The sequence below is a fragment of the Fodinibius saliphilus genome, assembly GCF_005869845.1.
GTDB lineage: Bacteria > Bacteroidota > Rhodothermia > Balneolales > Balneolaceae > Fodinibius > Fodinibius saliphilus.
The window spans coordinates 435,491-462,301 of sequence record NZ_VAWF01000002.1; the positions used below are offsets into that span (position 1 = coordinate 435,491).

The following is a 26,811-nucleotide window of genomic DNA, read 5'->3' on the forward strand; positions in this document are numbered from 1 at the left end:
GGACCTCATGTATATTTTATTAGAATGATAATGAAGCGAATATATTAATTTACGCGGCTAAAAAAGATGAAATCAGTGGCCGGAGGGTCAATTTTTGCATTTCGTAACAATTTTGCGACCTGCGCTCGGTGATGCTGGCCGTGAATTATGACATGATGCAAAATGTCGGAAAGCATTGTTTCATAAGATGTGCCACTGGAGTTTTTATAGGAAATAGGCCGATCTATATCTGATTTATTAGAATCAATCAGTTTGTTCCAGTTTGCAGAGAGTGTTTTTAATTTTTGAAGAGCTACAGGCAAGGAATAATCGGGCCATACCACAAGATTTTTTTGAGAGGCGCCGGTAATACGCGCATACCATAGCTCTTGTGCTCCCACAATATGTGCAAATGAATGGATACACTTTTCATCGCCTTTAAAAGGAATATTTTCTTGAATAGTGAACAAAACTTGCTCATTTGCCCACATATCATACGAGAATAACCTGAATAATTGATCGCCTGAATTCATATCGAAACAGTTATGTCATTAAATGAACATTGAAATAATACATAGTTAATGGAATTATACAAATTTTGAAGTAGACTAAAGGCAAGCTATTTTAGTCCTTAATAATAAAATAGCAGATAAAGTTATGCTTTTAGCTCTGGATATTGGTAACAGCAACATTGTAATTGGGGCCTCAGAAAATGGGGAATGGAAATACCAATGGCGTATTCAAACCGATGACAGTAAAACTGCTGATGAATATGGGGTGTTATTTCACAGTTTATTTAATGAGGTGGGAATTGGCTATAAGCAATTACAACGTATTATCATATCAAGCGTGGTGCCTCAGCTTACTCAAACCATAGAAGAAGTATTTAAAAAACGTGTGCATATTGATCCCCTAATTTTGGCTAATGATGTGAATACCGGAATTACAGTGAGTACGGAAAGCCCACATAGTGTGGGGGCAGATTTGCTTGCTGATGCAGTAGGAGCTTATGAGCTTTTTAAAGGTGATTGTATCGTTGTAGACTTTGGGACTGCTACTACGGTGATGGCCGTTCGAGATCCGGGTGAACTGATCGGTGGTTCTATTTGTGCGGGATTAAAAGTTACAATTGATGCTTTGGTCGGTAAGGCTGCACAGTTATCTCAAATTCCACTGGAACCTCCGCAAAATGTAATTGGGAATAACACTATAAAGGCGATGCAATCGGGAATGGTATTGGGGCATCTCTGTATGATTGAGGGACTCATCGATCGCATGAACCAGCAATTTGAATCGGAGAATCCCAAGGTGGTTGCAACAGGAGGGCTATCAGAGAAGGTTGGCCCCTATACTGATTATTTTGATGTTATTGATCCCATGTTGACCTTGGACGGTTTGCGATTAATTATGGATAGGCAGTAGTCTATCTATGGAAATCCATGAACTCCTACACTCCAAAGAATTTTGAAATTCCATTTAGTATAAATTGCACACCAATAGCCATAGCGATGAACCCCATCATTCGGGTAATTGCATTCATCCCGGTGGGACCAATATACCGCGCAGAAAACGGAGCCAACCGCAAGACGATATAAGCTAAAAGTGCTACCAATAATATAGCAACACTGATGATTAACAGATCCATAACCCCTTCTGCCTGTGAAGCTAATCCGATAACTACAGCAATACTTCCCGGTCCAGATAGCATCGGCATAGCCATCGGACTAAATGATATATCCTGTTTCTCTTTGGCGGCTTCTTGGGCTTCTTCAGAAATTTTACGCTCAGAATGATCTGGATTAAGCATGGCATAAGCGGCGCGCAGAATAATAAGTCCGCCGGCTATTCGAATTCCCGGCAGGCTGATGCCGAAAAAACTCATGATATAGGTTCCTGCCAGTAAAAAGATGAGAAGAATGGCGAACATATAGAAGGAAGATTTTTTGGCTGTGGAAAGCCGATCTGTATCTTTATTCCCTTCTGTGAGCGACAGGAATACGGGCATGGCTGCCAGTGGGTTAGCTACAGAAATAATAGAAGTAAAGGCTGCAAAAAAGAGTGTTACAGTTCCTGATAAGTAAGTGGTAAAGAAATCGCTTTGGTTTAATAATTCTTCAAACATAGACCCTAAATATAGGAAAGAGCTTTCGAAGAAGTAACCGGCTTTAAATATTTAACTATGATTTTTTTTAGGGATAATTAAACCTTAGTTTTGGGGATCAAATAAAAAGCTTGATTATAGATAAGAAAGAATGGACACTTCGATATTTCAGGAGTACAGAGTTTTGTTAAGCCAGATAAAGAAAACGGTTGATAACCCCAACAAATCACCTGATGAAAAGTTAGGCGACATTTGTAAATACCTGGCGAACGAGATTGAAGTTTTTGACTGGGTTGGTTTTTATTTGGTTGACCCTGAGGCAGATGAGGAATTGGTGTTGGGGCCTTATGTAGGTGAAGAAACCAACCATACTCGTATACCATTCGGAAAGGGTATTTGTGGACAGGCAGCTGAGACCAATGAGACCTTTGTAATACAGGATGTGAGTAAGGAGGACAACTATTTAGCTTGCAGTTTAGAGGTAAAAGCTGAGATTGTAGTTCCGGTCAAAAAAGATGGAGAGTTTGTAGCAGAATTAGATATTGATTCCCACACAAAAGATTCGTTAACTGAGGAGCATCGAAAAATGCTGGAAGAGGTATGCAGTATTATTTCTCCGTTATTTTAATAAAATAGGTAGGTAATGAAGAAGCTATTTCTAGGTGTATTAGGGCTCTTTTTTGTTGTAAACATAGCACAGGCACAAGAAAAGGTTATCCGGTTGTCAGCTCCTGTCGAAAAGGGGGATGGTTATGAGGTTTTTGGCAATGAATTTCCCCAGGAAACGGATATTACTAGTCTGAACCAGCTTATTGCAAAAAGCTCGGAATATAAGGGGAAGCAAATTATGACTGGTGGAAAAATAAAGCAGGTATGCCAGAAGAAAGGGTGCTTTTTTATGCTGGCAGCCCCAAATGGTAATGTCAGAATTACATTTAAAGATTATAGCTTTTTTGTTCCCACAAACAGTATGGGAAAAAAAGCAAAGCTAGTGGGTAAATTTGAAGTTAAGGAACTATCCGAGGCACAAGCTAAACACTATGCAAAAGATGCAGGTTCTGACAGCAAAGAAGTTGAAGGGCCACAAAAAGAGTATAGTGTTATTGCTACATCCGTAAAAATTATTGATAACAAGTAGTTTTTTGATAGCAAAATGTAAGCCCCGATTTTCAGATAAAAGTCTGTTGTCGGGGCTTTTTTTACCGCAATATTTTAGTATTAATATTGGGGTATATTGGCATCAATTTCTTCTGACCACGCTAATATGCCTCCTTTTAGGTTATATAAATTATCAAAACCATACTTTTCCTGTAGTTTTTTGATCGCATCAGAGCTGCGTTTTCCACTGCGGCAGTGTACTACCACTTTCTTATCCCGACTTATTTTATCGGCGTGATCAAGTATTTGATCCAGTGGGATGAGGTCACCTCCAATTTCTGCAATTTCTACCTCATGGGGTTCACGCACGTCAACAAGTTGTACCTCTTCATCATTATCGAGCCAAGACTTGTATTTTTGAACGCTTACTTCCGGAACATCACTTTCCTCTTCTTTATCTTCTGATGGAATTCCGCAGAACGCCTGGTAGTCAATTAGTTCAGTGATCTCAGGATTTTCGCCCCGTAATGGGTTGTCCTCATTTTTTGTCACATTTACTTTTCTAGTACTGAAGTCTTGGGCGTCAAAAAGGAATAGTTGTCCCGAAAGTGGGTCGCCAATACCGGTAATGATCTTTATGATCTCACTGGCTTGCAGACTGCCAATAATGCCGGGAAGTACACCTAATACGCCCGCTTCTGTACAACTGGGAACCATTCCCGGCGGTGGGGGTTCGGGAAACAGGTCGCGATAATTCGGGCCGCGCACGCCTTCCTCATCCTCATAATTAAACACAGAAAGCTGTCCTTCAAATTGGAATATGGATCCATGAACATTGGGCTTGTCCAACATTACGCAAGCATCATTAATAAGATAGCGTGTGGGGAAGTTGTCGGTGCCGTCGGCTACCACGTCATATCCTTTTATGATATCCAAAGCGTTGTCACTGGTTAGCCGTACATTATGGATCTGTATGTCAATGTGAGGGTTATTTGCCAGTAGTCGTTCTTTGGCGACTTCTACTTTAGGGCGTCCCACATCAGAGGCCCCAAACAGTACTTGTCGATGTAAATTACTTGCCTCTACCGTATCGAAATCTACGATACCAATGGTGCCTACTCCTGCAGCTGCCAGGTATTGCAACATTGGGGCGCCAAGGCCACCGGTACCTACAGCTAACACTTTGGAAGCTTTAAGTTTCTTTTGACCCTCCATCCCAAACTCGGGAATAGACAAGTGTCGACTATAGTGGCCCAGCTCATTACTCGAAAATTCTATGTTTTCCCAGTTATTCATAACAATCGTTCTTTATGATATTAAATAATACGTTGTGTTCTATTATCCTCCTGCAATGGCGGGCACAATACTCACTTCTGTATCGTTGTCAATAGCAATGGTGCCGTTTTCATTAGGGGAGACCTTTTCATCTCCGATATATAACTTAATGTAGGAGCGAATATTTCCATTATCATCCAGTAGGTTCTCTTCTACATCGGGGTATTCATCCACAAAAGCTTGGAGTGCATCCGAAAGATTATCTGCCTGTGTATCAAAAGTTCTATGTTGGTTTGTATATTTTCTTAGAGGAGTAGGTATAATTACTTTTGCCATAGTATGTGTCGTTATTTTAGGTTCTGCGTATTTCTGTTTGTTCGATAGATTCTTCTTCAAATTGGCGCTGTTCATTAAGTCGCCAGGATCGTGTTACCTCGGCTTTACCGTCTTGAACTGAAATGATGATATAGGAGAACCAAGGCATCGCTACTTTCCGGTCATGCTCAGATGGTTCAGCCGGGTGGTCGGGGTGTGAATGATACACTCCCAACAAGTCGATTCCATGCTCCAAGGCGTACTTTTCAGCCTTTTGATAGTCTTTGGGATCAATTTGAAAGCGTCGCCGCTGGTCACCTTCTTTAGCATTGTGAACAGGCTGAACTTCCTGTACTATGCGCCGATCTCCGGCATCCCCATAAAAGAAACCACAACATTCGTTAGGATAGTCGGCTTGGGCATGGTTACGCATCGTCTTATGTGACGATTCATTGAGTATCAATTTCATAAATTATAAGCTAGAATAATTGGTTAAAAACTTCTCCGTATTTATCCCCGTTGTCAGGGAAAACAGTTACAATAGTTCCCTTTTGTATTTGTTCAGCTAACTCTAAAGCTCCCAATAAATTAGCTGCGGAAGATGGACTTATGAGTAACCCTTCTTTACGGGCTGTTTCTTTTATTAATGCATAGGCTTTTTCAGTACTCACCGACCAGCTGCTTTCCGGTATATTTTCATTATAAATTGAGGGTGTTTTGGCCGTGGGCAGATGCTTCCAGCCTTCGAGTCCATGCATGGCTATATCGGGTTGTAGGGCAATAAGTGAAATATCATCGTTATACTCTTTAAGGCGTTTGCCGGTACCGGTGAATGTTCCGGTGGTACCAAGACCTGCTATAAAATGCGTGACTTCGTAATCGGTTTGTTCAAGAATTTCAATTCCGGTTGTATCATAATGCGCTTTCCAATTATTGGGATTGCTATATTGGTCGGCATAGAAATATTTATCGGGATATTTTTCATACATTTTTTTGGCTACCTTTTGAGCCTCATCCGTACCCCCTCCCCTAGGAGTTAACTGAAGCTTTACTCCCAGAGCTTTTAGGATTTGCTTGCGTTCTTCCGAAGCATTTTCAGGTAGGCACAGCGTAACGGGAATGCCCAGACGAGCACCAATGTGGGCATAAGCGATACCGGTATTCCCACTGCTGGCATCCAGCAATGATTCATCTGAGTTGAGCTCACCGGATTGAATAGCATCTCGGATAATACGATAGGCCGCACGTGCTTTCACACTTCCTCCGAACTGCTGCCATTCCAGTTTGGCATAAATGTTGACGTTATTGTAGCTGCCTATGTTGTTTATTGGATATAAGGGCGTATGGCCAATAAATGACCGTAATTGAATGGCATTTTGTAAGAGCGAATCTGAAATAGTTTCTAGGGAGTTCATTTTCAGTAATATTAAATTTATTGGGGAAGAAGTAATTGTAGACCCAAGATTATCCTTGGTGTTTAGAGGTGATTACCGATAAGAAAAGAAGGCGTTTAGCGTGGTCGGTAATTAGCTACAACAACAGCAACAACAAAACATAGCACAGCCATAGTGCTTAGCAGAGAGGAGAAATATGTTTTGCGTGTTTTTCAAAATAGAAATATTCTGAATATGAATTGTCTTACGTAAAGTTACGAAATCTTTCTGTTATTGCAATAACCGCTTTTAAAAAATAATCATTCCGAGCTAGAAACAGGCAAATATTAATTTTTTTAAATAACTCTTGACATAAATAAAAACTGTGGCTATCCTAAACGCGTTGAAACGAAAGAGCAACATTTTCGAAATATTATGAGATTTTTGAATTACATCTATAAACCTTTTGCGAACATGCCTATGTGTATGTGTTGTATGTGTACCGCAAAAGGTAGTGGATGTAATTTTCCTGCATAGTTCTGTATTAAATTACTTAAAAAAGCCCACTACCTGCTGCAGGTGGTGGGCTTTTCTATTTTGATATAGAAAATAACACCTCTCCTCCTGCATCAGGTCTGGGCTTGTGAAACAAACTCAATCATAAACCCAACAGAAAACAAAAATAGGTCACTAATTATGCCTGATGTACTAACAAATGAACAAACACTAGTAACTTTAGACTGGGCCTCCGAACATCTCAATGATAAGGATGTCCGTTTTGTAGAAATAGACGTAGATACCCAATCGTATGATTCCGGTCACATTCCCGGAGCTATAGGATGGAATTGGAAAACACAGCTTCAAGACCAGTTACGGCGTACTATTGCGTCAAAGGAAGATTTTGAAAAGCTGCTACAGGAATCCGGTATTGATGAAGATACCACCGTAGTAGTGTATGGGGATAATAATAACTGGTTTGCTGCCTGGGCGTATTGGCTGTTAAAGTATTATGGACACGAAAATGCAAAAGTTCTCGATGGTGGTCGTAAGAAGTGGATTGCCGAAGATCGTGAACTCACAACCGATACACCGGATTATGAAACGACCGATTACACTATCAATGAAGTAAAAAATGAGTATCGTGCTTTCCGCGATGATGTTAAAGAAAACCTAGAGGCTGATGATTTCGGTTTGGTTGATGTGCGTTCTCCCGAAGAGTTTAAAGGCAAAATTGTTGCTCCCAAAGGAGTTAAGGAGCTTTCGCTACGTGCCGGCCATATTCCCGGAGCTTCTAATATTCCTTGGTCAACAGCTGTAAATGAAGATGGTACGTTTAAATCCGAAGAAGAGCTTAAGGCTATCTATGAAGAAGAAGGCATTACGCCGGACAAAAATATTGTTGCTTACTGCCGAATAGGGGAGCGTTCTGCCCACACTTGGTTTGTATTGAACGAGCTGCTGGAATATCCCAATGTCAAGAACTACGATGGTTCATGGACTGAATGGGGTAACCTAATTAATGCTCCTATCGAGCGATAACGGTAATTACTTAATATTTAGTTTTACTCGATATGGGTAGAAAAAGAAAGAAAAGGACAAAAAGTAAAATAGAGAACATAAAAGAGAGCAGCGATTACTTGCGCGCGCCTCTTGCCGATGAAGTGGGGAGTGACTCCTCCCACTTCGGCAAGGAGGCTATACAGGTGCTTAAATTTCATGGCACTTACCAGCAAGATGATCGTGATCTCAGAGAAGGGCGCGATAGACACTACATCTTTATGATTCGTGGGCGAATCCCGGCAGGAAAGATGACAGCTGATCAGTATTTGTCAATTGATAAAATTGCAGATGAGTATGCAGATGGAACACTGCGTGTTACCACACGACAGGCCTTTCAGTTACATGGAATTATTAAAAAAGAGCTTAAAGATACGCTGCGGGCTATTAATGACTCATTAATAACTACACTTGGAGCCTGTGGTGATGTCGTGCGAAATGTTATGGCAACACCGGCACCCGATATAGACGGTCGGCAGGCTAAGGTGCAAGTATTTGCAGATGACCTTTCGGATATCTTATTACCAGCAACAAAAGCCTACCACGAAGTATGGCTCAACGGGGATAAGGTATATTCGGGCAAAGAAGAGGTGATCGACAGTGAACCACTATATGGCCACAGCTATCTGCCCCGAAAATTTAAAATTGGTATTGCTCTGCCAAAAGATAACAGCATCGATGCTCATACCCAGGATATCGGATTGGTAGCACTCTTTGATGAACAAAATGAGATCGAAGGGTTTAACATAATCGTAGGTGGCGGTATGGGAATGAATCACCGTAAAGAAAATACCTTCCCACGATTAGGTGAAGACCTCGGGTACGTTCCCAAAGATAAAATTATAGAGGTCGTAAAAGGTATTATCAGTATTCAGCGAGATCATGGGGACCGGAAGAATCGGAAACAGGCTCGCATGAAATACCTGATCCATAAGTGGGGGCTTGAAAAGTTCGAAAAAGAACTTATCAGTCGAATTGGGTTCGAGCTAGAACCCTTCCGAGAGTTGCCTGACTTTGATTTAGATCTATACTTGGGGTGGAACAAACAATCGGATGGTAATTGGTTCTTAGGTGTGTCTATAGAAAACGGGCGCATCAAGGATGAGGGCGAGTTACAATTGAAAACAGCTCTGCGTAAGATTGCCGATGAATACCAAGTCGGGATACGCTTGACGCCCAATCACAATGTACTGCTGACGGATATTGCCGAAAAGGAGAAAGAGGCGATTACCGATCTGCTTCATGATCATGGCGTGTTGCTGGATAATGAGATTTCAAACCTCATTAAGTACTCAATGGCTTGTCCGGCACTTCCAACCTGCGGGTTGGCAATTACAGAGTCGGAACGGGCACTGCCTGATGTGATTCGGGATCTGGACAAGGTTGTGCATGATCTTGGGCTGGAAGATGAGAAGCTTTCCGTTCGTATGACGGGTTGCCCCAATGGTTGTTCTCGACCCTATGTAGCAGATATCGGGTTCGTAGGTCGTTCACTGGATAAATATTCCATTTTTATAGGCGGAGATCCATCCGGAACAAGGCTAAATACAAAATATAAAGACTTGGTGGAGCGTAAAGACTTGGTCGATGAAGTACGTCCGCTTTTGGAGTACTATTCTGAAAATCGATCGACGGATGAATCATTCAGTGACTTTTGGGACCGTGTAGGTTTATCCAAAGCTGAACAAGTTACAGTTTAACTCTCATTACAATACACTATGAGTATTCAATCATTAACCTTATACGGGAAAGTATATCTCGTAGGTGCGGGGCCGGGTGATCCCGATTTAATAACAGTAAAAGGATCTGAGGTGTTACAAAAGGCCGATGCTGTTGTCTATGATCGATTAGCAAATCCTGCGCTACTATCCCAAACATCGGAGAAGGCAGAACAGATATATGTGGGAAAACGTCCTGGGAAACCCTCTGTGTCTCAAGAACAGATAAATCAAATTATAGTTACAAAAGCCAAAGAAGGAAAAGTTGTTGCCCGGCTTAAAGGAGGAGACTCGTTCGTTTTTGGCCGGGGAGGAGAAGAATGTGAAGCGCTTCGTGCAGAGCATATCTCTTTCGAAGTAGTACCCGGTATAAGTAGTGCTCTTGCAGCTCCTGCTTTTGCGGGTATTCCATTAACGCAACGTAAAATAGCACGTTCATTTACGGTGGTAACTGGCCATACTATTCACAATACCGATACATTTGCGGGATGGAATTACTACGTGCATGCTGATACGCTGGTGATTCTTATGGGGATGGGACGCTTGCCCCAAATAGCCAATCAGCTAATTGGGCACGGTCGTAGTGCTGATACGCCGGTTGCAGTAATAGAAAAGGCTACCTATCAGTCACAGAAGGTAATAACAGCAACACTCAGTAATATTGCTGAAGAGGCGAAGAAGTTATCCCCTCCCGGTACGATTGTAATCGGGGAATTGGCGGCCAAAAGTAAACAGCTTGCCTGGTTTACCCCTGAAAAAAAAGTTGGTATTTCAGTGTCAAATACTAATAGAAGGACGCAAGTAGTGGGATAAAGAATGGATTTCTCAAAAAACGAACTCACTTCCAATGAAGAGTTATCAAATGAATTACTTCGTGGCCTTAATACCCAGTTTGGATTGGCGGGCCCCGATGATGTTTTGCTTTGGGGATATGATACATTTGGCACGGATATGGTTTTGGGTACGGGGTTTGGGCCTTCCGGGATGTTTCTCATTTACCGACTTTGGGAGCTCGGTATTGAAATACCCATTTTCTTTCTGGATACCCACCTTCTTTTTGATGAGACTTATGGCCTAAAAGATAAGGTGGAGGAGCGTTTCGATATCCGGATAACCAGGGTGTCAACGCGGTTATCGCTGGATGAGCAGGCAGAAGAGTATGACGAAAAACTCTGGAATAAAGATCCCAATAAGTGTTGTTACCTCAGGAAAGTGTTGCCACTGCAAAATTACTTGTCGGATAAAAAAGCGTGGATTACCGGTGTTCGTCGCAGTCAGTCCGAAACCCGTAAAAATACACAGTACGTAGAGTGGGATCCCGATAATGAGGTAGTAAAATTAAATCCACTAGCAAGTTATACTACCGAAGAGGTATGGAACTATATCCGTAGTAAGAAATTGCCCTATAACCCTCTGCATGATGAAGGCTACCCCAGTATAGGCTGTATACCTTGTACCGAGGCAGTAGAACAAACGGCCAGTGATGAAAGGGCCGGTCGCTGGAATGGCAGTGAAAAAACTGAATGTGGGATTCATCTTTCTACACAGAAATAATAGAATTACGAAATATATAGTGAAGGTTAGAAATTACAATGGAAACGTTTCCGATTTATTTGCGACGTTTAAACGAACGAAAAACAGTGTTAATAGGAGGTAATGACGAGGCTGAACATAAGGCCGAGCAACTGCTGGATCGTAATGCAAAACTTACGGTGATTAGTCCGCGTTTAACAAAGAAGATGCTTTGGTGGGCCATACAAAATCGATTTAAATGGATCCGCAGAACGTATGAGCAGGGCGACCTGGAAGACGCTTTTATGGCTATAGTAGCTGACTATGAGGGGGATACGAACAAAAAGGTATACCAAGAGGGGCGAGAACGTAATATACTGGTAAACGTTATGGATGATATTCCTCACGCTAATTTTGCTTTTGGTTCTATCGTAAAGCAGGGGCCATTAACAATTTCTATTTCAACCAGCGGCGCGGCGCCGGCTTTGTCGGTGCGGCTTCGCCAGCGGTTTGAAAAAGAATTCGGCCCGGAATATGGAGCATTTCTGGAGTTTATGCAGAAGCTCCGTAAACCAATGGCACGTCACCATGATAGTTTCGAAACTAGGCGAAGGCTATGGTATGAGCTTATTGATTCTGAAGTGTTGACCTATTTTCGGAATGGAAAACTGGAAAAAGCTTATGATCGAACTGCTGAAATTATTGGCGAAAAACTTGTAGAAGAAGTTCTCAACATCAAAAAGGTCGCTCGTTAATTGAACGTAATAATCATAACATCTGAATAATCATTTTTGAAATGGCATATGTAGTAACAGAACCGTGCATTAATTGTAAATATACGCACTGCGCTTCGGTTTGTCCGGTAGATGCATTTCGTGAAGGTCCTAACTTTTTAGTGATTGATCCTTTTGAATGTATCGATTGTGATGCCTGTGTACCCGAATGTCCGGTAGAGGCGATCTATCCTGATGATGAAGTGCCACTGGAATGGGAGCATTATATCGACCTTAACGACCAACTCTCGGAACAGTGGATCGATCATCATATTACTGAAACCTCAGAACCAATGGCCGAGGCGGATAAATGGGCAGACAAAGAAGATAAAGAAGAGCTTTTGCAGGAGGAGTGGGGTTAATAGCCGTTACAGGCTTTAGCCTCCATACTGGTGGGCGGCTGTGAAGTCGCCCCATCAGTATGATTATTGAAAGAGTTATTTAAAGTCTCATGAAAATAACAGCAGAAAACATAAATATGGAAACAGCAATTGGAAACTATCACGACGCACTCTCCCAAATCATTCGTAGAAAGGCTGTAGGGCCAAACGGGAGCCGAAACCTTGAAAGGAAAGATCTGGATATCATTATCCCTGCTTTACAATCAGATGAAGTGTCAATGACTACCAAGGCTGTATTCATTGCGTCGGTTATTATTCAGCAAAAGAATCAGTTGGAAAAGGATCTGCTAGAAGCATGGCGTCATTGGAGATATACCGTGCCTGATACCCTGTCAAACTTCTTTTTTACTGATCCCGATACCAGGTTTTCGACCATTTTACACAAGGTGTTGCAACGCAAAGATCTTAGCGTCAAAGAAGCATCATCAGCTATTTCCTATTTGTTGGATGATGATATCCCTAACTATCAAAAGGGGGTGCTGTTGATAGGACAGCGACTGAAGCGTGAGACATTTATGGAAAATAAAACTTTTCTTCAGTCATTCCGGAAGGCTATTGATATTCAAGAGGTGGACGTACCTTTGCTTGTGGATTTGGCCGATCCCTACGATGGATTCCGACGATATCCTATCTATACCCCTTTTATTGCAGCAACCTTGGCTTCCATTGGTTTTCCAACCTATTGCCACGGTCTTTCAGAGGTGGCTCCCAAGTATGGAGATACCATTCATAAAGTTTTGAAATTAGCCGGGAAAGATCCCTATAAAGACAGTACGTCGGTAGCAAAAGACATTGAAAATAGGTCGATAGGATGGGGCTATGTAGATCAGTCAGTCTATTTTCCCAATATGCACAAACAATTGGGTTTACGAGATAAGATCATAAAAAGAACGTTTCTGGCTACATTGGAAAAGCTGTTGCATCCGCTGCGTGCCTCTGAAGGGACAAACTATATGGTAGCAGGATATGTACATAGTCATTATCGGCAGGAATTGGCTAATTTATTAGAGCTTCAAAAATCGTTGGATAAGGTACTTGTAGTGAAGGGGATGGAAGGATCTACCCAGATTGATTTTCGAAAAGATTCGAAACCGGTGTTAGTACAACTGGGAAATCACATGGATCAAGAAGTGAGGGCATTTCCTATCGAGTATTCGCAAGATGAGTGGGATCAGCAGCCATCGCTGGCTGAATATGTGTTGGAAACCGGAACAGCTGCTTTAAAAGGTGAGCATAATGCAGCGCGCGCGATTCTTACTCACCAGGTTAGCCAATTGATTTCAGGATTTGAACCCATTGCGTTAGATGATGCCAGGAATAAAGTGGTAAATGTTATAGAATCGGGCCGGGCCTTGCAGCACTGGGATAATGGGAGTAAGTAAACTTCACCTCACCTTACAAATAAGTCCGTTATGGGCTTTGATATAACCGGCGCGAAGAATGTTGAAGCCGTTTCCCCAGGCATATAGTCCCATCTGACGGATATCCATCAGCTCGCGGTAGCCGTAATTCATGTAGTCACTCATTACGGTATAAAAAGCTTTACTTCGCAGCTGGCTTCGCGGGGTTGTGAGGATGGCATAGCCTCCCGGTTTCAGGAATCGGCGGTGCATCTCAAAAGCCTCATGCTTATACTCGTCGGGGAAATGTTCGATAAGCCCAATACTGACGACGATGTCGAACTCTTTGCCGTATTTAAGGTTCCGAATATCTTCAACCACAAAATCGATATTCATATCCTCGCGGTAATAGACTTTATGATTTCCCGTAGCGGGATTATTGCCCAGGAAAGGATAGCGGGCCGGAAATTTGCCGAAGCGATCGGTTTTACAGAATTCGTCATAATCAACAAGTACGGCATGTCCGCCGGGATACTGAGCCAGTAGCTGCATGGCCTCGTAGCCGTCGGCAGCCCCGAGGAACAGCACCTCTGGCTTTTCTACATCCAGATCCTCAAAGAGGGCTCTTTTTCCGCGGGGATCCCAGATGGCATCTTCTACGCGGTGTACCTTGTTCCAAACCAACAGCTGAACGAGCTCTTCAATGGCCTCGCCGGCACCGTGGACATCCATAGAAAGGAGAGATTGCCAAATTTTAGAGCGGGTTGCCTGTTTTTCTTTGGGCACATCTTTCTGAAATAGCTGGTGGAAAGAGCGATTGAAGTGTGCCCAGCCTTTTTTGACCGGCATCCGTTCGCCATGTTCTTGCTCCCAGAGTTTTTTGCCCTCGGCCCATTTATCCACTTTATAGGGGCGGTTTACCTGATCCCATGAAAGGGCGCTCCAGTCGATATAACTGACATCTTCAAAGAGGTCAGGAGGAGTATCACGCAAGTCTTGGACATGGGTGGAAAGGCGTTCAAAATAGCCTACCTGGTGTTTCTTCTCTTTTGTAGATTCTTGCTGGCGGATGGTTTCCATAGTCTCAACCCCTTATTCATGATTATAATAACATTATAACTATCAGCCTGGTTAAAGTCATTTGAAAGCTGACAACCGTTGTCCGACGACGGATTTTTAGCGTCAATCTTATTTTGGGGCCAATACTATGTCGGCCATGTTCCCAGCAGGGCCAGATCTCCAAATATCAAATCAATACCAGATTGTAATTTACGTAGGCTGTGCTTCGGCAGATTTTACCCTGGCGTAGTACTTGTTTTAGGATCTCCCATTGAGGTTTGTATAGAATCTAAAGGGCAAGGGATGGTTGCAAAAATGATGCTGTTTATTTTTAATAATCAATTGATAGGGCGACTGATGAGCAGTGAACTATCTCCCCTTGAGGGGAGTACCGCGTAGCGGGAGGGATGTTTTTTAATTTAAGGTAGGGAGGAGTCGTCTGATACGGGAGTACAACCCCTTTTTAGCTTAAGTTTAAATATATGACATGGAACTCACAAAGGTAACGGAGGCCAAGAGGTATGGGTTTTTACGTAATAATATAAGTATAATGGTAGGGACACAATGCATTGTGTCCCTACCATTGTGGATGATTTTAAAATGCTATCAAACAAAAAGCCCCTCCCGGCTAAGGAAGGGGCTGAGTAAATGGTAGTTAACACCTTAAGGTTTGAGGTGTAACTACCTGTTTTTGACTTTAGTTATAAAAATACCTTACAAAAACGTACCCGGTTGTAAGTTAGGGTTAAGATGTTTTACTACGGCACTGCCCATCTCTGAAGTACTCACTTCATACTCATTCGCCGGATCGGAATAGATATCCGCCGTACGGAACCCATCTTCAAGAGTCGTTTCAATAGCTAGTTCAATTTCACGGGCTGCATCCGGCATATCCAAAGAGTGGCGGCACATCATCGCCACAGAAGCGATCGTGGCCAGCGGGTTTGCGATATGTCGTCCGGCAATATCAGGGGCAGACCCGTGGATAGGTTCATACATCGCATACTCCTCACCCAGGCTGGCCGAGGGCAGCATTCCCAGAGAGCCCGTAATCATAGAAGCTTCATCGCTCAGGATATCCCCAAACATATTCCCTGTTACAATTACGTCAAACTGCCCCGGGTTGCGGACCAATTGCATAGCCGCGTTATCTACCAGCATATGGTCCAGCCCTACTTCAGGCCACTGCTTGGCCGATTCCATAACGGTTTGTCGCCACAGTCGTGAGCTATCCAATACATTAGCCTTATCCACTGAGGTGACCTTACGGTGACGGATGGTTGCCGTTTCGAAGGCCACATGAGCAATACGCTTAATCTCTTCGGTAGTATAGACCTTGGTGTCTACGGCGCGTTCGTCCGACTCGGTTTGTTCAATATAGCGGGGACGCCCAAAATAGATGCCGCCTGTTAGCTCGCGTACGATCATAATGTCGACATCGCGAATAATCTCCTTTTTTAAAGGGGAAGAATGCAGGAGTGAAGCGTATGTGCGAATAGGGCGCAAGTTTGCAAACAGGTCGAGTTCTTTGCGCAGTCCAAGGAGGGCAGCCTCGGGACGTTTATCCTTGGGCTGATCATTCCATTTAGCTCCCCCAACAGCGCCCAGCAATATAGCCGGGCTGTTCTTACAAGCGTCCAGCGTTTCATCGGTAAGTGGCCGGCCAAAGCGGTCTATACTGGCACCGCCGATTGGAAACGTTCGGGTTTTCAGTTTATAGCCGTGTCGTTTGCACACGGTTTGCAAGATATTAACAGCTTCTTTTGTGACTTCCGGTCCGATACCATCGCCCGGTAAAACAACAATTTCTTTAGTTTTTGACATCGATCATTCCCTCTTTACGTGCAAATTCAAAGATGCCACCGGCGTTTACGATATCCGCGACACTGCCCAGTGGACGTATGTTATAGCTTTTATTTTGTGTAGTATTTGTTACTGTCTGTCTCTCCGGATCGATCTCCAGCTTATCCCCGGTTTCAACCTCTTGGCTGAGGTTTTCCAGGCTTTCGTAGGGGATTACAAAGCCGCCATCTACCGAATTGCGATAAAAGATACGTGCAAAAGTAGGGGCAATGATCGCTTCCACACCGGCAATATCGAGTGAGGCCGGAGCGTGTTCTCGTGAAGATCCGCAGCCGAAATTAGGTCCGCCTACAATAATATTGAAGTCACTTTCAAAGGCATCTTCTTCCACAAGTGGGATATTGCCTTTTGGTAATCCGGACTGCTCATCCGGCACCCCCGAGAGGGCATAGCGACCGTAAAATTTTCGTTCTTCGGGATCGTCGAGACTGTAGACAAGGTGCTCAGCCGGTATAATCTGGTCGGTATCAATATTTCTGCCGAGCACAAAAGCTTTTCCTGTAATTTTTTGTTTACTCATGATAGTTTAACTAGAGATTATTTTTTGGATCAAAATTTCATTTTCGAAGTCTAATGATCAGTTCTCTTCTCAAAAAGTGAATGTCATATGCATTATTCTAAATGACTGTTTCTTGGATGAAGACGCGAGGGTCTGTGATTTTGCCCGTGACGGCCGAAGCAGCTACGGTATAGGGAGAAGCCAGGTATACGGCCGAATCTTTAGAACCCATACGTCCCGGGTAATTACGGTTGGTCGTAGAAATACAGACCTCTTGGTTATTCAGGCGGCCAAAAGTATCTGAAGGACCGCCCAGACAGGCCGCACAGGATGCATTCCCGATTTTACAGCCAGCTTCCTTAAATATTTCAATAAGTGGACGCCCATTGAGGGTTTCTGTTTTCAAACCCCGGGCAATTTCGGTAGTAGCAGGAACGACATAGGTATCGATCTTGAGATCGTGTCCCGTAATGATTTCTGCGGCCGCTTTAAAATCAGAAAGCTTGCCGCCGGTGCACGAGCCGATATAGGCACGGTCCAGTTTAGTGCCTTCCAGCTCAATAGCCGTTGCTTTATTGTCGGGACTGTGTGGTTTAGCTACCATCGGGACCATCTCTTCGAGATTATATTGATAAGTACTGTGGTATTCGGCATCCGGGTCACTGTAGACCGCCTCAAAATCTTTATTGGTGCGTTCCCGTACATAGGCTTCTGTCTTGGTATCGGGTTCTACCACGCCATTCTTTCCGCCGGCTTCAATAACCATATTGGTCAGCGTCATCCGGTCTTCCATGCTCATGCAGCTGATACCCGGCCCGCCAAATTCCATTGTACGATAGGTAGCACCGTCAACACCGATATCCCCAATAATTTTGAGGATGATATCTTTGGCCATCAGGTAGGGCGGCATGGAGGTGCCGTTGAATTCGAAGCGCATAGTTTCGGGCACTTTTACCCAAAGTTGGCCGGTTCCCATAATGAAAGCGGCATCCGTATTGCCGATGCCGGTGGCAAACTGACCAAAAGCTCCCGCTGTGCAGGTGTGAGAATCTGTGCCAAAGAGCACTTCACCCGGTCGTGTAAATCCTTCCTCGGGCAGGGCGATATGGCAGACGCCTTTATAGCTTTCCGATCCGACATCATAAAAGTGCGGCAGGTCTTGGTCGGCGGCAAAAGCACGGAGAATATCCACATTGCGATTGGCATATTTATCGTTGGTGAAGATATAGTGATCGGGTATAATAACGAGCTTATCCTTGTCCCATACACGGGCATCTTCCCCAAATTGATCCCTAAAAATGGAGATTGAGGGCGGTCCGCAAACGTCATGTGTCATAAGCACATCAACATCTACCCAGACGCTTTCGCCTGGTTCCACGGATGAGGCGCCGCTGTGTTTTGCTAAGATTTTCTCTGTAAGAGTCATTCCCATAATTCTAAGTGTTTATTGAATTCGTTGTTTGGTAATTTTCTAGTAATGCTGTGTTCAATTATCTTGCCATTTTCGGGTCGCCATCAATTGGTTGTTGAGAAAGCGTATCTACAATAAGGTCAAGGATGTCACTTTCTTTAACTTTTTTCTTCTCATCGGCCACTTGTGTGAATTTGAAATAAACCCGATTTAACTCATCCTTTTCGAGTTCATATCCCATTTTTTGAAGCTTTTTATTAAGTGCAAAGCGACCGGAATGTTTGCCCAGCACAATTTTATTGCTTTCAAGGCCCACTGATTCTGGAGTCATAATTTCGTACGTCATAGGGTTATTCAGTACTCCATGCTGGTGAATGCCTGCCTCATGTGCAAAAGCATTATCGCCCACAATGGCTTTATTGGGCTGAACGTTATGCCCGGTAATTCCAGATAATAGTTTGCTGGATGGCACCAGTTCTTCGCTAACAATCCCCGTATGTCGGTCGTCATCACGCGTGGCAATAGCCATCACAATTTCTTCTAATGATGCATTGCCGGCACGTTCACCAATACCATTAATGGTACATTCAACTTGGTCTGCGCCATTTCGGATGGCCATCAGTGAGTTGGCAACTGCTACTCCCAAATCATTATGGCAGTGCACGCTAAGGGTCGCCTGTTCAATATTGGGGACATTTTCTTTAATACTTTTAATAAGATTTCCGTACTCCCAGGGCATAGCGTATCCCACGGTATCGGGCACGTTAATTACTGTTGCCCCGGCGTTAATAACTTCTTCAAAAATTTGGTATAGAAACTCGGTATCACTTCGGGAGGCGTCCTCGGCAGAAAATTCTACCTCGTCACAATATTGGGTGGCATGTTCTACAGCACTAACAGCCGACTCCAACACTTCGTCTCGCTCCTTCTTGAGTTTATACTTCATGTGGATATCAGAAGTAGCAATAAAAGTGTGGATGCGTGGCTTCGCTGCCGGTTCGAGGGCAGCTGCAGCTCGGTCGATATCTTTATGTCTGGTACGGCACAAGGCCGCCACAGTGCTTTTGTTGATATGCTTGCTAATTTCGCGAACGGTCTCATAATCTCCATCCGAAGCGATAGGAAAGCCGGCTTCAATGACATCAACCTGCATACGTTCAAGCTGATGAGCAAGGCGCAGCTTTTCTTCCTGGTTCATGCTGAACCCCGGAGATTGTTCGCCGTCACGAAGCGTAGTGTCAAAAATTTCAATGTGGTTGTTCATAATAATTACCTGGTGAATTTGGTGTCGGTGTTTGTACGATGGATGGTCGGTTTAAGGGTAATAATTGGTTTAGTATTGGCAGAAATCTGCCTAGTAGTCCGGATAGTAGTAGGTGTATTTTTGTCATTGTTATATGGCTTTTTTGTTGTGAGTTTGTTCGTGTTGATTCGCTAAATAGTAGTTAAAACTGTCTGAGAGGGCTTCCCAGCTGGCATCAATGATATTACGAGAGACGCCCACGGTAGTCCATGATTTGTCATTTTTTACCGAGTCGATGAGTACGCGCACTTTGGCGTCGGTACCGTCTTTGTGGTCGAGCACCCGCACTTTGTAATCCTGCAGGTGCATATCAGCAATGCCGGGATAGAACCGGTGAACTGCTTTTCGCAATGCTTTGTCGAGGGCGTGAACAGGTCCGCTTCCTTCGGCGGCACAATGTTCCATCTGCCCGTTCACAGTAAGGCGGATTGTCGCCTCGGTTCTGGAATCACCTGAAATATTCTTTTCTACGATGATGCGGAAGCCTTCGAGTGTGAAGTAATCTTCCCACTGTTTTTTCATTTTCTGCACTAACAGTTCCAGGGAGGCTTCGGCCGCCTCAAACTGGTACCCATCATTTTCCAAGTGCTTAAGTTTGTCTACGATAGCGGGAATTTCCTCACTTTCTTTGTCGAGGTCGATGCCCAGCTGATCGGATTTGTAGCGGATATTACTTTTACCTGAAAGGTCGGACACCAGCACACGGCGGCGATTCCCCACGCTTTCAGGAGCTACATGCTCATACGTATCCGCATTTTTCATCACCGCACTAACATGGATGCCGCCTTTATGGGCAAAGGCGCTTTGTCCCACATACGGCTGACGATGATTGGGATTGAGGTTTGCTACCTCACTGACAAAGCGGGAGAGCGAAGAAAGTTCGGATATTTTTTCTTCTGGCACGCACCGGTACTCTTGTTTGAGTTGCAGGTTGGGGATGACTGAACAGAGATTCGCATTTCCACATCGTTCCCCATAGCCGTTGACGGTTCCCTGCAGGTGCACACATCCCGAATTTACTGCTGCAAGTGTATTGGCCACTGCCAGCTCGCAATCGTTATGGGCATGGATACCGAGCGGGGTATCCACATGTTCTTTTACCTCTTCGACAATCTTCCTGACTTCGTTGGGCAGCGTGCCGCCGTTGGTATCGCAAAGCACCAGCGTATCAGCACCGGCCGACTCTGCAGACTTAATGGTGGATAATGCGTATTCGGGGTTTGTTTTGTATCCATCGAAAAAGTGTTCAGCATCATAGATTACTTCTTTGCCATGCTCTTTGAGATATCGCACCGAATCATGGATCATGCGGATGTTTTCAAGGGTATCAATCTTCAATGCCTCTTCAACATGGAGCAGCCAGCTTTTTCCGAAAATAGAAACAGCAGGCGTGCCCGCATCAATGAGCATCTGGATATTGTGATCTTCTTCCGGGCTGTTATTAGCGCGACAAGTACTCCCGAATGCCACAATCTTGGCATGGTTGAATGAGTGGTTACGCGCCAGCTCAAAAAACTGCATATCCTTAGGGTTAGACCCTGGCCAGCCGCCTTCGATATAATCAATACCAAAGGCGTCGAGCCGTTGTGCAATACGCAGCTTGTCCTTAGCCGAGAAAGCAACTTTTTCGCCCTGCGTGCCGTCACGCAGGGTAGTATCAAATAGGTGGATCGTCCGGTCCATTATTCAGCAGCCTCTACAACTTCATCTTCCGTTTCATCTATCCAGTTCATCATAGAGCGCAGCTGCTTTCCTACCTTCTCGATCTGGTGGTCGCCCAGCTTAGCCCGCAGCTGCTTTAGCTTGGGGATGCCGGCCTTATTTTCTTCCATCCATTCATCGGCGAAAGTGCCTTCCTGTACTTGCTTAAGTACGTCTTTCATACGTTCCTTGTTGACTTCATCAACCACATCAGCCCCGCGGGTAAGTCCGCCGTATTCTGCCGTATCGCTTACCGAATAATACATGCGTTCAATGCCGCCTTCGTACATCAGATCCACAATGAGCTTGAGCTCGTGGAGGCATTCGAAGTAGGCGATCTCGGGCTGATATCCAGCTTCGGTCAGCACTTCAAAACCCTGTTTTACCATCTCCGATACGCCTCCGCAAAGGATGGCCTGTTCCCCGAAGAGGTCCGTTTCGGTCTCCTCTTTGAAGGTGGTTTCAATGACGCCGGCGCGGGTGCCACCAATCGCTTTGGCATAGGCCAAGGCCGTGTCTTTTGCCGTACCGGAATAATCTTGTTCAACGGCAACCAAGCAGGGGACACCCGATCCCTTTTTGTAAACGCGTCGTACCAGGTGGCCCGGACTTTTGGGCGCAATCATAAATACATCGACCTCTTCTTTGGGTTCAATCTGTCCAAAGTGGACGTTAAAGCCGTGGGCAAAAGCCAGGGCGTTGCCCTCCTCCAGGTTGGGTTCAATAGCATTTTTATAAACATCACCCTGGTATTGGTCCGGAATAAGTACCATCACAATATCCCCGCGCTTGGCGGCCTCGGCAGGTTTTACTACTTCCAGGCCTTCTTTTTCAGCTTCGGCCCGGGATGAACTTCCTTCCCGAAGCCCCACGACTACCTCAACACCGCTGTCTTTCAGGTTGAGAGCGTGGGCATGACCTTGGCTGCCATAACCAAGAATAGCTACGGTTTTTTCGTTTAAGTGATCCAGGTTTGCGTCGTCGTTATAATAAGTTTTTGCTTTCATTATAGGTGTAAGTGTTCGTTGTTTGATTTAAACTGATCCGTTGAATTCTCTTTTAAGTGCTACGCTGCCGGTTCGCGCAAGCTCGATAATGCCAAAGGGGCGAACCATACCGATAAAAGCATCGATTTTGTCGCGGTTCCCCGTAATCTCGATAGAGAGCTTTCCGGGACTGATATCGATAACCTTGGCTCGGAAAACTTGTGTGATCTGCATAATTTCTGATCGTGCCGAATTGCTGGCTTTTACCTTCACCAGGGCCAGTTCGCGCTCCACAAAACTCTCGTAAGTGAGATCGGCAACCGTTACCACATCAATAATTTTGTGCAGCTGCTTGGTGATCTGCTCGATAATCTGTTCATCGCCATGCGTGGTGATCGTAATGCGAGCGAGGCCCGACTCTTTACCCGAGCCAAAACTGATACTGTCGATCTCAAACCCCTTGCTGCTGAAAATGCCGATGATGCGTGAAAGGGCATTCAGGTTGTAGCTTACCACTACTGAGAGCGTATGCTTTTGTTCTTTCGTTTGAACTGGTTTTTGTGTGGTATTCATCTACTTATCCTCCAAAACCATTTCGTTTAACGCTGCTCCTGCAGGAACCATCGGGTAGCAGTTTTCATGCTCTTCCACGTGGAAGTCCATAACTACAGGTTTGTCATTGATTTCCATCGCTTGTTGAAGAATGTCATCCATCTCTTTAGGCGTAGTTGCCCGAAGCCCAACAGCTCCATAACTTTCCGCCAGCTTGACGAAGTCGGGATTTCCTTTCTTGAGGATGGAATGGCTGTAACGCTCATCATAAAACAGCTCTTGCCACTGCCGTACCATGCCAAGGCATTGGTTATTCATGATGGCAATTTTAAGCGGGATTTCATGCTCAACTGCAGTAGAAAGTTCATAGGGCGTCATCTGGAACCCACCATCCCCGGTAATACAGACTACCGTGCGGTCCGGGTGGGCAAAAGCTGCTCCCATGGCTGCCGGAAATCCATATCCCATGGTGCCGAGCCCCCCGGAAGAGAGAAATGAGCGTGGGTGATTAAAAGTGTAGTGCTGGGCAGTCCACATCTGATGTTGCCCTACATCAGTAGCTACAATCGCATCCCCGTTGGTGGCATCAGAAATAGCTTCAATCATCTGTTGCGGCTTAATAGTATCTTCGGTCTCGGGTACTTTCAGGGGATGATCTTCTTGCCATTGGTTAAGTACCTGCCACCATTTATCGGTATTTGGTGTTTCCATTTTTTCGTCAATCTCGGGCAGCACTTGTTTCACGTCGCCGACAATGGGAACTTCTACCGCAACGTTTTTGCCGATATTCGTTGGGTCGATATCGATATGAATCTTTTTCGAATGCGGTGAAAAGCCCTCCAGGTTTCCGGTTACCCGATCATCAAAGCGGGCTCCAACTGCAAGAAGTACATCACATTCGGTAGTCGCCATATTGGCGGTATAGGTGCCATGCATCCCTAGCATGCCTAGCGCTTGTGGTTTGCCTTCCGGAAAGCCGCCCAGTCCCATCAGGGTGGTTGTAACCGGGATGTTGTGGCGTTCGGCCATCGCGGTAAGTTCGTTCCAAGCTTTACCCAACACTACGCCTCCTCCTGCATAGATCAAGGGTTTTTCCGCATCACTTAATAATTCCGCAGCTTTTTTAATCTGGCTAAAGTGTCCCTTTTCGGTAGGACTGTAGCTGGGTATGGATACCTTGCGAAGTCCGCTGTAGTGGCCTTCGGTTTTCAGCATATCCTTTGGGAGATCGACCAATACCGGGCCGGGTCGTCCGCTGGTAGCTACATGGAAAGCTTTGCGAATCACCTGTTCCAGATCATTAACATCATCCACCAGGTAATTGTGTTTAGTGATCGGGCGGGTGATGCCGACGATATCCGCTTCCTGGAAAGCATCATTCCCAATGAGGTCGGTAGGAACTTGTCCCGTAAAGACGACAAGAGGAATGGAATCCATGGCAGCCGTGGCAATACCGGTAACCGTGTTGGTGCCGCCGGGCCCGGATGTGGCAAGGACAACGCCCGGTTTCCCGGTTACACGCGCATAACCATCAGCGGCATGGGTGCCGGCTTGTTCATGTCGTACGAGCACATGATTGATGTCGTGATTATCAAATAGTTTGTCGTAAAGGGGGAGTACGGCCCCTCCCGGGTAACCAAAGATGGTGTCTACTTCAAGATCCTGTAGTGTGTTAATAAGAATTCCTGCACCGTTCAGTACGGAGGGGCCGGAATCTTCTGGAGGTTCTTTCTTTTTATTTTTTTTGAGTTTGTGGGCTTTTGCGTTGTCCATGACGTATAACGGATATAGTTTTCCCGCCAGAGGTCAGAGAAAGTTGGAATGTGATTCGGAACTTGGTTTCTAACCTCTGGCTGTTATGGTTAGCTAATAATTAGAATTAGGTTAATAATGCCAGAAATTAGAATAGGTAGAATAATTAGTAGGTTTAGCACACTTAGAATAGTGTGTACACTAATTACGTCTACCACAGAAGAGATAGAAATAGATACAGGTACTATAAGAGAGAAAAGAGATACCACAAATAACATAGCCATACCAAATGCATCGGAGAGCGCGGAAAGGAGATCCGGCAATCGGTCAGCTTTGTTGGTATTTATTACTTGTGAGTACAAATGCAACTATTTCTTTCAATTTGAATTTCCATAATAGATAATGGAGATTTCGATGTCAAATAAAAAAGTAAAAAGATGAAAGTTTTTTTATTACGTTCTTTTATTAGTTTCCTGAAGATATGGTTAATGGTTTTAAAACCTTTCTTTAAGGGTGGTTTTTCTTTGTATATCTTATTTTTTAATGATTAATGAATAGTGCTTTATGGCTCAGAAACTCAATAAATACAGCTCAGAACTAACACAAAAAGAATCTCAGGTTGGATCGCGTGCGATGCTCTACGGCGCAGGTCTAACCGATGAAGATATGAACAAAGCCCAGGTTGGTATTGCCAGTACCGGCTGGGATGGTAACCCGTGCAACATGCATTTGAATGGGTTGGGTAAGCATATTCGTGAGAGCGTTTGGGATTCCGGCATGGTGGGATTCATGTTTCACAGCATTGGAGTGAGTGATGGGATTTCCATGGGTACGCAGGGGATGAAGTATTCGCTGCAGTCGCGTGAGATTATTGCCGATTCTATTGAAACGGTGATGCGTGCCCAGTGGTACGATGCTAATATTTCGGTTGTAGGATGTGATAAAAATATGCCGGGTTCGATTATAGCAATGGCACGATTTAATCGTCCTTCTATTATGGTATATGGTGGGACTATTCGCCCCGGGAAGTACCAGGGAGAGGATTTGGATGTGGTTTCAGCATTTGAATCGTATGGAGAATACCTTTCTGATGAAATTACTAAAGAAGAGATGGACGAGGTGCTCCGCCACGCTTGTCCCGGTGCAGGAGCCTGCGGAGGCATGTATACTGCCAATACCATGGCTTCGGCTATTGAGACGATGGGGATGAGCCTGCCCTTTAGTTCGTCTATACCGGCGACGCATAAGAAAAAAGTGGAAGAGTGCCACCGGGCGGGCGAAGCCATTCTTAATCTGATGGAACAGGATATAACCCCTCGGGATATCATCTCAAGAAAAGCCCTTGAAAATGCAGTCACAATTACGATTGCACTTGGCGGATCTACCAACGCGGTAATGCACTTATTAGCCATAGCCCGTTCTGCAGAAGTGCCTTTTACCATAGATGATTTCCAGGATATTAGTACGCGCACTCCGTATTTGGCAGATCTCAAGCCCAGCGGCCAGTATGTGATGGAAGATCTCTACAATGTGGGCGGGGTGCCGGCCGTGCAGAAATTGCTGTTAAAAGAAGGGTTATTACATGGTGATACGCTTACGGTAACGGGGAAAAGCCTCGAAGAGAATGTGGCCGACGTCCCCGGTCTGTTTGAGGAGCAAAAGATTATCTCACCCGTCGATAATCCCATCAAAAAAACAGGACACTTGCAGATTTTATACGGGAACCTGGCCTTGGAAGGGGCAGTAGCCAAGATTACCGGAAAGGAGGGCACACGTTTTACCGGTACGGCGCGCGTCTATAATTCGGAGGAGGAAAGTCTTGAAGGTATTGAGAGTGGAGAAGTAAAAGCGGGTGATGTGGTTGTGATTCGCTATGAAGGTCCCAAGGGAGGGCCCGGAATGCGTGAGATGCTTTCCATAACGGCGGCTATTATGGGTGCCGGTCTTGGCAAAGAAGTAGCCCTCATTACCGACGGGCGTTTTTCTGGGGGGAGCCATGGTTTTGTAATTGGGCATGTTACGCCGGAAGCCCAGGTGGGGGGAACTATTGCTCTTATCGAAGATGGTGATACCATTACCATTGATGCCGATAACCGGGAAATTGATGTCGATCTTTCGGATGAAGAGCTGGAAGAGCGACGACAGAACTGGGAGCCTCCATCTCTGGAACTGAAGGGTTCGCTTTACAAATATGCGCAATTGGTTTCTTCGGCTTCGGAGGGCTGTGTTACAGATGGATAACG

General features: G+C 44.7%; 26 protein-coding genes. 11 read left to right on the forward strand and 15 right to left on the reverse strand.

What is annotated here, in order from left to right:
* Nucleotides 1–44 precede the first annotated feature (44 nt).
* A complete protein-coding gene (locus tag FCN14_RS10010) occupies nucleotides 45–512 on the reverse strand; it encodes a DinB family protein (protein WP_138431141.1) in 468 nt (155 codons plus the stop codon).
* Nucleotides 513–636: 124 nt separating this feature from the next.
* Between FCN14_RS10010 and FCN14_RS10015 the strand changes: the two genes are divergently transcribed.
* On the forward strand, nucleotides 637–1,401 hold the full coding sequence (locus tag FCN14_RS10015; protein WP_138431142.1) for a type III pantothenate kinase: 765 nt from the start codon (nucleotides 637–639) through the stop codon (nucleotides 1,399–1,401).
* Between the two features lie 25 nt (nucleotides 1,402–1,426).
* On the opposite strand, the gene FCN14_RS10020 is transcribed toward FCN14_RS10015, so the two are convergent.
* Complete coding sequence (locus FCN14_RS10020; protein WP_138431143.1) at nucleotides 1,427–2,101, reverse strand: MarC family NAAT transporter; 675 nt, start codon at nucleotides 2,099–2,101, stop codon at nucleotides 1,427–1,429.
* Between the two features lie 163 nt (nucleotides 2,102–2,264).
* On the opposite strand from FCN14_RS10020, the gene FCN14_RS10025 reads away from it, so the two are divergent.
* Together FCN14_RS10025 and FCN14_RS10030 are read left to right on the forward strand one after the other, a co-directional pair.
* Entirely contained in the window at nucleotides 2,265–2,708 is a 444-nt protein-coding gene (locus tag FCN14_RS10025) for a GAF domain-containing protein (RefSeq protein WP_246043143.1), read from the forward strand.
* 15 nt (nucleotides 2,709–2,723) lie between these two features.
* Nucleotides 2,724–3,218, forward strand: a complete 495-nt coding sequence (locus FCN14_RS10030; protein ID WP_138431145.1) for a DUF4920 domain-containing protein — start codon at nucleotides 2,724–2,726, stop codon at nucleotides 3,216–3,218.
* A gap of 80 nt (nucleotides 3,219–3,298) precedes the next feature.
* Here the strand turns inward: FCN14_RS10030 and moeB are convergent, their stop codons facing one another.
* The 4 genes from moeB to FCN14_RS10045 are packed head-to-tail and all read right to left on the reverse strand — an operon-like array spanning nucleotide 3,299 to nucleotide 6,183.
* Nucleotides 3,299–4,474: a molybdopterin-synthase adenylyltransferase MoeB gene (gene moeB / locus FCN14_RS10035; protein WP_212747616.1), complete on the reverse strand. Its 1,176-nt coding sequence runs from the start codon at nucleotides 4,472–4,474 to the stop codon at nucleotides 3,299–3,301.
* 42 nt (nucleotides 4,475–4,516) lie between these two features.
* Complete coding sequence (locus tag FCN14_RS15895) at nucleotides 4,517–4,789, reverse strand: MoaD/ThiS family protein (protein WP_212747617.1); 273 nt, start codon at nucleotides 4,787–4,789, stop codon at nucleotides 4,517–4,519.
* A gap of 16 nt (nucleotides 4,790–4,805) precedes the next feature.
* Nucleotides 4,806–5,237 (reverse strand): M67 family metallopeptidase, encoded by a 432-nt coding sequence (locus tag FCN14_RS10040; protein ID WP_138431146.1) that lies wholly within the window; start codon nucleotides 5,235–5,237, stop codon nucleotides 4,806–4,808.
* Nucleotides 5,238–5,247: 10 nt separating this feature from the next.
* Nucleotides 5,248–6,183, reverse strand: coding sequence for a PLP-dependent cysteine synthase family protein (locus FCN14_RS10045; RefSeq protein WP_138431147.1), 936 nt, complete (start codon nucleotides 6,181–6,183; stop codon nucleotides 5,248–5,250).
* Nucleotides 6,184–6,837: 654 nt separating this feature from the next.
* Here FCN14_RS10045 and FCN14_RS10050 point away from each other — a divergent pair.
* From FCN14_RS10050 to FCN14_RS10080, 7 genes are all read left to right on the forward strand, one after another.
* A complete protein-coding gene (locus tag FCN14_RS10050; protein WP_138431148.1) occupies nucleotides 6,838–7,680 on the forward strand; it encodes a sulfurtransferase in 843 nt (280 codons plus the stop codon).
* Between the two features lie 32 nt (nucleotides 7,681–7,712).
* Nucleotides 7,713–9,398 (forward strand): NADPH-dependent assimilatory sulfite reductase hemoprotein subunit, encoded by a 1,686-nt coding sequence (locus tag FCN14_RS10055; RefSeq protein ID WP_138431149.1) that lies wholly within the window; start codon nucleotides 7,713–7,715, stop codon nucleotides 9,396–9,398.
* 18 nt (nucleotides 9,399–9,416) lie between these two features.
* Entirely contained in the window at nucleotides 9,417–10,229 is an 813-nt protein-coding gene (gene cobA / locus FCN14_RS10060) for a uroporphyrinogen-III C-methyltransferase (RefSeq protein WP_138431150.1), read from the forward strand.
* A gap of 3 nt (nucleotides 10,230–10,232) precedes the next feature.
* On the forward strand, nucleotides 10,233–10,970 hold the full coding sequence (locus tag FCN14_RS10065) for a phosphoadenylyl-sulfate reductase (RefSeq protein ID WP_138431151.1): 738 nt from the start codon (nucleotides 10,233–10,235) through the stop codon (nucleotides 10,968–10,970).
* Nucleotides 10,971–11,008: 38 nt separating this feature from the next.
* Nucleotides 11,009–11,683, forward strand: a complete 675-nt coding sequence (locus FCN14_RS10070; RefSeq protein WP_138431152.1) for a precorrin-2 dehydrogenase/sirohydrochlorin ferrochelatase family protein — start codon at nucleotides 11,009–11,011, stop codon at nucleotides 11,681–11,683.
* 41 nt (nucleotides 11,684–11,724) lie between these two features.
* Nucleotides 11,725–12,063, forward strand: coding sequence for a ferredoxin FdxA (fdxA, locus tag FCN14_RS10075; RefSeq protein ID WP_138431153.1), 339 nt, complete (start codon nucleotides 11,725–11,727; stop codon nucleotides 12,061–12,063).
* Nucleotides 12,064–12,152: 89 nt separating this feature from the next.
* Nucleotides 12,153–13,484 carry a hypothetical protein gene (locus tag FCN14_RS10080; protein ID WP_138431154.1) on the forward strand — a complete coding sequence of 444 codons (1,332 nt, stop codon included), beginning with the start codon at nucleotides 12,153–12,155 and terminating at the stop codon, nucleotides 13,482–13,484.
* A gap of 3 nt (nucleotides 13,485–13,487) precedes the next feature.
* Here the strand turns inward: FCN14_RS10080 and FCN14_RS10085 are convergent, their stop codons facing one another.
* The 9 genes from FCN14_RS10085 to ilvB all read right to left on the reverse strand — a co-directional run bounded on the left by FCN14_RS10085 (nucleotide 13,488) and on the right by ilvB (nucleotide 24,589).
* Nucleotides 13,488–14,522 carry a class I SAM-dependent methyltransferase gene (locus FCN14_RS10085; protein ID WP_138431155.1) on the reverse strand — a complete coding sequence of 345 codons (1,035 nt, stop codon included), beginning with the start codon at nucleotides 14,520–14,522 and terminating at the stop codon, nucleotides 13,488–13,490.
* Nucleotides 14,523–15,215: 693 nt separating this feature from the next.
* Nucleotides 15,216–16,325, reverse strand: a complete 1,110-nt coding sequence (leuB, locus tag FCN14_RS10090) for a 3-isopropylmalate dehydrogenase (protein ID WP_138431156.1) — start codon at nucleotides 16,323–16,325, stop codon at nucleotides 15,216–15,218.
* Entirely contained in the window at nucleotides 16,312–16,884 is a 573-nt protein-coding gene (locus FCN14_RS10095) for a 3-isopropylmalate dehydratase (protein WP_138431157.1), read from the reverse strand. The genes leuB and FCN14_RS10095 overlap by 14 nt, the downstream gene beginning before the upstream one ends.
* 97 nt (nucleotides 16,885–16,981) lie before the next feature.
* Nucleotides 16,982–18,295, reverse strand: coding sequence for a 3-isopropylmalate dehydratase large subunit (locus tag FCN14_RS10100; protein WP_138431158.1), 1,314 nt, complete (start codon nucleotides 18,293–18,295; stop codon nucleotides 16,982–16,984).
* A 58-nt stretch (nucleotides 18,296–18,353) separates the two neighbouring features.
* A complete protein-coding gene (locus tag FCN14_RS10105; RefSeq protein WP_138431159.1) occupies nucleotides 18,354–19,538 on the reverse strand; it encodes a 2-isopropylmalate synthase in 1,185 nt (394 codons plus the stop codon).
* Nucleotides 19,539–19,667: 129 nt separating this feature from the next.
* Nucleotides 19,668–21,260, reverse strand: a complete 1,593-nt coding sequence (gene cimA / locus FCN14_RS10110; protein WP_138431160.1) for a citramalate synthase — start codon at nucleotides 21,258–21,260, stop codon at nucleotides 19,668–19,670.
* Nucleotides 21,260–22,285 carry a ketol-acid reductoisomerase gene (ilvC, locus tag FCN14_RS10115; protein ID WP_138431161.1) on the reverse strand — a complete coding sequence of 342 codons (1,026 nt, stop codon included), beginning with the start codon at nucleotides 22,283–22,285 and terminating at the stop codon, nucleotides 21,260–21,262. Before ilvC ends, cimA begins: the two co-directional genes overlap by 1 nt.
* Before the next feature lie 27 nt (nucleotides 22,286–22,312).
* Nucleotides 22,313–22,837, reverse strand: a complete 525-nt coding sequence (gene ilvN, locus FCN14_RS10120; RefSeq protein WP_138431162.1) for an acetolactate synthase small subunit — start codon at nucleotides 22,835–22,837, stop codon at nucleotides 22,313–22,315.
* Entirely contained in the window at nucleotides 22,838–24,589 is a 1,752-nt protein-coding gene (gene ilvB / locus FCN14_RS10125; RefSeq protein ID WP_138431163.1) for a biosynthetic-type acetolactate synthase large subunit, read from the reverse strand. It lies immediately after the preceding gene.
* 543 nt (nucleotides 24,590–25,132) lie between these two features.
* Between ilvB and ilvD the strand changes: the two genes are divergently transcribed.
* On the forward strand, nucleotides 25,133–26,809 hold the full coding sequence (gene ilvD, locus FCN14_RS10130; RefSeq protein WP_138431164.1) for a dihydroxy-acid dehydratase: 1,677 nt from the start codon (nucleotides 25,133–25,135) through the stop codon (nucleotides 26,807–26,809).
* Nucleotides 26,810–26,811: the final 2 nt, after the last annotated feature.